Origin of the sequence: Corynebacterium sp. HMSC034A01 (assembly GCF_001838175.1) — a bacterium.
Classification (GTDB): Bacteria; Actinomycetota; Actinomycetes; order Mycobacteriales; family Mycobacteriaceae; genus Corynebacterium.
The window spans coordinates 83,817-90,194 of the sequence record NZ_KV835978.1 but is presented as its reverse complement, the minus strand read 5'-3'; the positions used below and the strand labels follow the sequence as shown (position 1 = coordinate 90,194).

Below are 6,378 nucleotides of genomic sequence, written 5' to 3'. Positions count from 1 at the left end.
CCCCCCGCACACAAAGAATCGGACACCCTCTTCGCTGGCGAACCCTTGCCCGCCAAACTCCGGGTTGAGAACCCATCCGATTTCACCCTGGCGGTGCTCCTTATCGGTAAGCCACAGCGCGACGTCTCCGATAGGGGCGCCGCCATGTTCGATGACCAATGCGAGCGCGCCGGCCTCGTCGCCGAGGCCGGTCTTGGCTAGTCGCTCGCCGAGCTTCTCACGGGTGGCTTCCGCGGTCCACGGCTCGTCCAACAGGTAGCGGGCAACGTCAGGTCGTGAATAAAGGTCGTGGAGCCAACCGGCATCGCCTGGTTCATGGAGTCGGAGCTGGAGCCGTTCCGTTATCAACGGCCACTGGTTGGCAGGCGCGAGGTCGCGCTGGTAGTGGAGCAATTCCGCCTGCTGTCCCGCGGGCGTGGTTCCTACGCTTCGCCCGGTCTCGCGGAATCTTGCGCTGGTCAAACACCGCTGGGAGAGCTTGTTTTCTGGAAGCGTGCGTGCCGTCAAAGCCCGAAGTCCACAGTCGCGGGCGAAGCGCGATGCCAATTCCAGTCCCCGGCGGGCGTGTCCATTTCCTCGCCCATCGGGATGGATCCAGAACCCGACCTCGGCGGCCTCGGAGTTGACGTCGAAAAGTACTAGGGAGCCCACGAACTGGTTCGTCTCGGCATCGGCGAGCGCGAGGACTGCCAGCGTGCCGGACGAGAGGCCCGCCGCGATCTCTCCGCGGATTAACCGTCGCACGGATTCTGGAGTGTAGTCGGGTTCGGGTAAGTGGCCGAAGCGCAGCACGGCCTCATCTTTGGTTCCGCTTGCGTACGCGTTCGCATCTAGCTCGGAGAGGGGCCGTAAGCGCGTGCCCTCATGGACGATCGGGAGCTTCGTGGCATCCAACATGGTGCAAAACTAACATAGGACGGATAGTTGCTGCGGAAATGTTTGGTTAGCCTGGTGGGGTGAGCTACTGGGAACACCGAAAACCTGTGCAACGCCACCGCGCCGTGGACATCGCGGAGATTGCGAGGGCCTCGGTGAGACTGCTGGATGAAGGCGGATTGAGAGCCCTCACCCTCAGGGCTGTGGCGCAGCAGGTGGGGGTCGCTCCAGCCAGCTTGTATTCCCGCGTTGAATCAGTCGACGACCTGTTTGACCTCGCCCTCGACACAGCGCTTGCAGACGATCCGGTGATGAACGAATCGATCCGCAACGCCGACCTGTCTACCCTGATGCAAGATTTCTTCTCGCATCTCACGGCCCACCGATGGGCAGGCCAAGTCATCGGAATGCGGGCACCCAGGGGTCCTGCGTACTTGGCGCTTTCCGAGCGTATGTGCGTGCTGCTCGAGCGAGCGGGCGCTCCGGATCCGTTGGGAACTTCCTACCGGTTATCAAACCTAGTGATCGGCGCCGCCCTGACCGCTCCCATCGCGCCCGACGAAAAGCGCGTTGCCATCGACCCTGAGCAGGCCCCGACCTATGCGCGCCTCCATGCGGCGCACCACATCAGCCCACGTGAGATCCTCTCCGAGGGCATCTCGGCGCTTTTGTCTTGAGGGGTAACTACCCGCCCCAATTACCGGTTGAACGGCGGGGAAACCCACGTGAACGGCCGGTCCAGTAGGGTGGTGCCGAGCTTGGAGGGGGTCAGCTCGAAGGCGTCGGCGGTGCCTTCGGCGGGCGAAAGCTCGAGCGCATCCCCGTCTTTGCTCCAGGTGAACTCCAGCGTTTCCTCGATGGGGCCGCGCGGGGCGGCGTTGACGCCGTCGTCGGTCATGGGGGCGGTGAGCTGGATGGTCACGCGGTCGCCGTTGAGAGTGTAGAAGCCTTCGTGGAGGTCGCCGGAGGCTCGTCGTAAGGCGACGCGCCCGTGGAAATCGCCGTCGGGGGTTTCACCCTCGACCCGGTAGAAGTTGCCGGCCTCGAATCCGTCGAACGAGCCGAACGCGATCTCGGACCAGCGGCGGTCATCCGCGAGTACAGGCGCGGGCTCGATGTTTCCGCCGGCGACCGCGTACACGCCGGACAGCTCGGTGCCCTCGCGGTCGAGCGCGCGCGGGATGCCGTTGGCCATCACGAACCCGCCCGCGCCGAGCGCGACCACCGCGGCCACGGCGGGGAAGAAGCGGGTCACGCGGTGGACCTTGTCGTTGGTGATCACGCGCGGCGGCTCCACGGCCTCAGCCGCGCGTCCGGCGAGGAAGCGGAACAGGCGCGGCAGCCACGGCGCCAGCACCAGCAGGTACAAAAGCGCCTGGAACGCCGAGGGGAGCTTCACGGGCACGTCGAAGGTCATGTTCAATAGCCACACCACGGCAAGATCGATAAAGCCGATCAGCCCGCCGAGCCACGCGGTGCGCCGCCACAGCAGCAAGATGGCGGCGACGAATTCGGCCAGACCGGCGAGGAACTGCACGACGGGGGAGAAGCCCATGAAGGTCCACAAAAGCCCCATCGGAGACTTCTCGCCGAGGGTGATCAGCAGCTCTGGGAAGTCCGGCTTGCTCATCTGCATCAGCCCAAGTTTGAAAACCGCGTACGGCATGAGCAGCCCAAACGCCACCATGCGCACGACCCAGTGAAGTGCCCAACCAATCTGTTTCGCGTTCATGGGCAGCAGTCTAGCTACCATCGGCACGGTGAAACCTTTGGCAGTTGTCGTCGGCGCCGGGCCCAACGGGCTCACGGCCGCCGCGCGCCTCGCTCGAAGCGGGTGGCGGGTGCGGGTGCTCGAGCGCTCGGGCGAGGTCGGGGGTGCGGCGTCGACACAAAAGCTTGACGACGCCACGCTGGTCGACCTCGGCGCCGCCTGCCACCCCTTCGGGGCCGCCAGCCCGGCCTTCCTCGCGCTGCGGCTGGAGGACTACGGGGTGCGCTGGCTGCGCGCGCCGTACGAGATGGCGCACCCGCTGGGCAGCGGCGCCGCGGTGCTGGCGGGCACGCTGGAGGGCACAGTGGCGGGCCTCGGTGTCGATGGCGGGGCGTGGGAGCGGCTGCATAGGCCTGTGGTGGAGCACGTGGACGACCTCCTCGAGGACGTGCTGGCGCCGATGCCGCGTGTGCCCCGCCATCCATTTGCGCTGGCGCGGTTCGGCGCGCGCGGGCTGTGGCCGGCCACCGCGCTCGGGCGGGCCGCGTTTCGCACCGAGGAGGCCCGCGCCTTGTTCGCCGGCAGCGCGACGCACGCAATCACCTCGCCGGGGCGGCCGTTTACCGGAGCGTTCGGCCTGCTCTTCGGGGCGCTCGGCATGACGCGCGGGTGGCCGGTGGCGGAAGGCGGTTCGGGCGCGGTCACGGCCGCTTTAGCCAGGATCGTCGAGGAGCACGGCGGTCAGGTGCGCCGCGGCGAGGAGGTCCGCGCGCTCCCCGAGGCGGACGCCGTAATCCTCAACCTCACGGCGAAGCAGGTGCTGCCTCTCGACGGCACGTCGCTGCCTACCCGCCGCACCCGGTCCATGCGTCGGTGGCGCTACGGTCCGGGGGTGCACAAGGTGGACTTCCTGCTGGATGCCCCGGTGCCGTGGGCCGATGCCAGGGTGGGACAGGCCGCGACGGTGCACGTCGGCGGCACCGCGGACGAGATCGTGCGGGCCGAAAGGCAAGTGGCCCGCGGCGTCATGCCCGAGCGGCCGTTTGTGATGGCGGCGCAGCAGTACGCCGCCGACCCCTCCCGCGGGCTGGTGCTGTGGACCTACGCCCACGTCCCGCACGGCCACCGGGAGCGCCACCCCGGCGAGGTGGCGGAGAAGATCGCCAAGCAGATCGAGCGGTTCGCGCCCGGCTTCCGCGGGGTGGTCCGGGAAAAGATCGAAACGCCCCCGCACGAGCTGGAGGCGTGGAACCCCAACCTCGTCGGCGGCGACATCGCCGGGGGCGCCATGGACGGGGCGCAGCTCCTTCTGCGCCAGCCGCACCGGCTGCGCAAGGGGCTGTACATGGCCTCGTCCTCGACCGCCCCCGGGGCCGGGGTGCACGGCATGCCGGGGTGGTGGGCCGCCGAGGCCGCAATGCGGGACTTCGGAGGTTAACTACTTATCGCCGGTGAGCTCGCGCAGCTTCGCGCGCACCGCGGAGGCCTCCGGGTTGGTGGCGTGGGTGCCGTCGGAATACAGCACGGTGGGCACGATGCGGTTGCCGTCGTTGACGGACTCGATCCAGGCGTTGACCTCGTCCATGCCGTCGGCGTCGACGTCTACCAGGTCGTAGGGGGTTTCGGTGCGGTCGAGGCGCTCGCGCAGCTTGCGGCAGAACGGGCACCAGTCCGCGGCGAAGATGGTCACGTGCGAGGAGGTATTGGGCGTAGCAACGGTCATGTCAAACCCTTTCAAAACGTTGGAACTTGTAGCGCAGGCCGGTGGTGGAGGTCTGCCACTCGCCGTCGCGGACCAGCTCGAAGGCGTCGTCGATGCGGGGCGCGTGGACGGCTTTGTGTGCGGGGAGGTCCGGATGGACGTCGATAAGTGTGCGCTCGATGACATCCACCTCGTCGAGGGTGGCCTCGTAGACCTGGGCGCCGCCGATGATCCACGCGTCCGACTCCAGGTCCGGGATGTCGCGGCACACGGACGCGCCGTCGGACCAGTCGTCGTCCTCGCGCGAGGACAGCACGATGTTCTTGCGGCCCGGCAGCGGCTTGACCGGCAAGGATTCCCAGGTGCGGCGCCCCATGATGATGGGGCTGCCCAGGGTGGTCTCCTTGAAGTGCTTGAGGTCCTCGGGCAGGTGCCAGGGCATGCCGGCGCCGTCGCCGATGATGCCGTCGAGGCTTTGGGCCCAAATTGCGCCCAAGGTCATACGGACACCTCCGCCTTGATGGTGGGGTGCGGGTTGTAGCCCACAACCTCGATGTCGTCGAAGTCGTAGTCGAAGATCGACGCGGCCTTGCGCAGGCGCAGCTGCGGGTACTCGCGGGCGTCGCGGGAGAGCTGCTCGCGCACCTGGTCGAGGTGATTGTTGTAGATGTGGCAGTCGCCGCCCGTCCAGATCAGCTCGCCGACCTCGAGGCCCGCCTGCTGGGCGAACATGTGGGTCAAAAGCGCGTAGGAGGCGATGTTGAACGGCACGCCGAGGAACATGTCGGCGCTGCGCTGGTACACCTGCATGCTCAACTTCCCGTCGGCGACGTAGAGCTGGAACAGCAGGTGGCACGGCATCAGCGCCATCTTGTCCAGCTCGGCCACGTTCCAGGCGGACACCAGGTTGCGGCGCGAATCCGGGTTCTCGCGCAGGGTGCGCAGGACCTCCTCGATCTGGTCGATGTGCCCGCCGTCCGGGGTGGGCCAGGAGCGCCACTGCACGCCGTAGACCGGGCCCAGTTCGCCGTTCTCGTCGGCCCACTCGTTCCAGATGCGCACCCCGTTGTCCTGCAGCCAGCGCACGTTGGAGTCGCCGCGCAGAAACCACAACAGCTCGCCGACGACACCCTTGAAGTAGACCTTCTTGGTGGTCAGCAGGGGGAAGGACTCGGAAAGGTCGTAGCGGATCTGGCGGCCGAACACGCTGCGGGTGCCGGTCCCGGTGCGGTCGCCCTTCTCGGCGCCGTTTTCCAGCACGTCGCGCAACAGGTCCTCGTACGGGGTGGAAATCACTTCACTACTCCTTCAAAGGTGCCGTGCTCGTCGTGGTAGCGGGCGGCGGCGTCCAGAATGTCGTCTGCAAGCTCGGGCCGGCAGATCACAATATCGGGGATGTAGGTATCGGCGTTGTTGTAACGCAGCGGGGTGCCGTCGAGGCGCGAGGCGTGCAGTCCCGCCGCGAGCGCGACACCCACGGGCGCGGCCTGGTCCCACTCGTACTGGCCGCCGGCGTGGACGTAGGCGTCGTAGTCGCCCAGCAGCACGTGCATCGCCTTCGCGCCCGCCGACCCCACGGGCTGCCTCTCGAAGTCCAAGGCTTGGGCGACATGCTTCGCGACGGCCGGGGGCCTGTTCCGGGACATCGCCACCTTGCCCGCGAACGGCCCGGAGACGTGGCGGACATCGGACGACTTGAACACGACACCCAAATCCGGCAGCCCCACCGCGGCGTGGGTGGGCACCCCGTCCTCCACGAGGGCTACGTGCACCGCCCAGTCCTGGCGGCCGGTGGCGAACTCCTTCGTGCCGTCGAGCGGGTCGACGATCCAGACCCTGTCCTTGGACAGGCGGTCCTGGTTGTCGGCGGCTTCCTCCGACAGGAAGCCGTCGTCAGGCCTGTGCTGCGAAAGCACCCTGGAGATCCAGCTTTGGGCGAGCTCGTCGCCCGCCTCGCCGAGCTCGCGGCCCCGCAACAGGCCCACGCCGCGCACGCCTTTGAGGATCTCGCCGGTGCCCTCGGCGATGAGGTTGGTCAGCCGGGAATCCGAGTACTGAGCAGTCATGCACCCGACTCTACAGCTAAGGT

8 protein-coding genes are annotated in these 6,378 nt (G+C 67.5%); 2 read left to right on the top strand and 6 right to left on the bottom strand.

The annotated features are described in order from the left end of the window. Positions 1–897, bottom strand: an 897-nt coding sequence (locus HMPREF2791_RS10425; protein WP_070845248.1) for a GNAT family N-acetyltransferase, incomplete at its 3' end; no start/stop codon positions are given. 59 nt (positions 898–956) lie between these two features. Here HMPREF2791_RS10425 and HMPREF2791_RS10420 point away from each other — a divergent pair. Then, complete coding sequence (locus HMPREF2791_RS10420) at positions 957–1,553, top strand: TetR/AcrR family transcriptional regulator (protein ID WP_246815173.1); 597 nt, start codon at positions 957–959, stop codon at positions 1,551–1,553. Positions 1,554–1,573: 20 nt separating this feature from the next. On the opposite strand, the gene HMPREF2791_RS10415 is transcribed toward HMPREF2791_RS10420, so the two are convergent. Next, complete coding sequence (locus HMPREF2791_RS10415; protein WP_070845247.1) at positions 1,574–2,608, bottom strand: hypothetical protein; 1,035 nt, start codon at positions 2,606–2,608, stop codon at positions 1,574–1,576. Here HMPREF2791_RS10415 and HMPREF2791_RS10410 point away from each other — a divergent pair. Next, the gene (locus tag HMPREF2791_RS10410; protein ID WP_070472949.1) at positions 2,607–4,025 is read left to right on the top strand and encodes a phytoene desaturase family protein; all 1,419 of its coding nucleotides are present in this window, start codon (positions 2,607–2,609) and stop codon (positions 4,023–4,025) included. The genes HMPREF2791_RS10415 and HMPREF2791_RS10410 overlap by 2 nt on opposite strands. Here the strand turns inward: HMPREF2791_RS10410 and HMPREF2791_RS10405 are convergent, their stop codons facing one another. Genes HMPREF2791_RS10405 through HMPREF2791_RS10390 form a run of 4 tightly spaced genes read right to left on the bottom strand, consistent with a single transcriptional unit; the run spans position 4,026 to position 6,355 of the window. Next, a complete protein-coding gene (locus HMPREF2791_RS10405; RefSeq protein ID WP_070472946.1) occupies positions 4,026–4,310 on the bottom strand; it encodes a mycoredoxin in 285 nt (94 codons plus the stop codon). A gap of 1 nt (position 4,311) precedes the next feature. Further along, positions 4,312–4,791 (bottom strand): dihydrofolate reductase, encoded by a 480-nt coding sequence (locus HMPREF2791_RS10400; protein WP_070845246.1) that lies wholly within the window; start codon positions 4,789–4,791, stop codon positions 4,312–4,314. Then, on the bottom strand, positions 4,788–5,585 hold the full coding sequence (locus tag HMPREF2791_RS10395; protein WP_070845245.1) for a thymidylate synthase: 798 nt from the start codon (positions 5,583–5,585) through the stop codon (positions 4,788–4,790). The genes HMPREF2791_RS10400 and HMPREF2791_RS10395 overlap by 4 nt, the downstream gene beginning before the upstream one ends. Further along, positions 5,582–6,355: a 3'(2'),5'-bisphosphate nucleotidase CysQ gene (locus HMPREF2791_RS10390; protein WP_070845244.1), complete on the bottom strand. Its 774-nt coding sequence runs from the start codon at positions 6,353–6,355 to the stop codon at positions 5,582–5,584. The genes HMPREF2791_RS10395 and HMPREF2791_RS10390 overlap by 4 nt, the downstream gene beginning before the upstream one ends. Positions 6,356–6,378 lie beyond the last annotated feature (23 nt).

Coding starts and splice junctions, on each gene's coding strand:
- HMPREF2791_RS10410 (WP_070472949.1), top strand. CDS start 2,607: ATGGGCAGCAGTCTAGCTACCATCGGCACGGTGAAACCTTTGGCAGTT.
- HMPREF2791_RS10415 (WP_070845247.1), bottom strand. CDS start 2,608: ATGAACGCGAAACAGATTGGTTGGGCACTTCACTGGGTCGTGCGCATG.
- HMPREF2791_RS10405 (WP_070472946.1), bottom strand. CDS start 4,310: ATGACCGTTGCTACGCCCAATACCTCCTCGCACGTGACCATCTTCGCC.
- HMPREF2791_RS10400 (WP_070845246.1), bottom strand. CDS start 4,791: ATGACCTTGGGCGCAATTTGGGCCCAAAGCCTCGACGGCATCATCGGC.
- HMPREF2791_RS10390 (WP_070845244.1), bottom strand. CDS start 6,355: ATGACTGCTCAGTACTCGGATTCCCGGCTGACCAACCTCATCGCCGAG.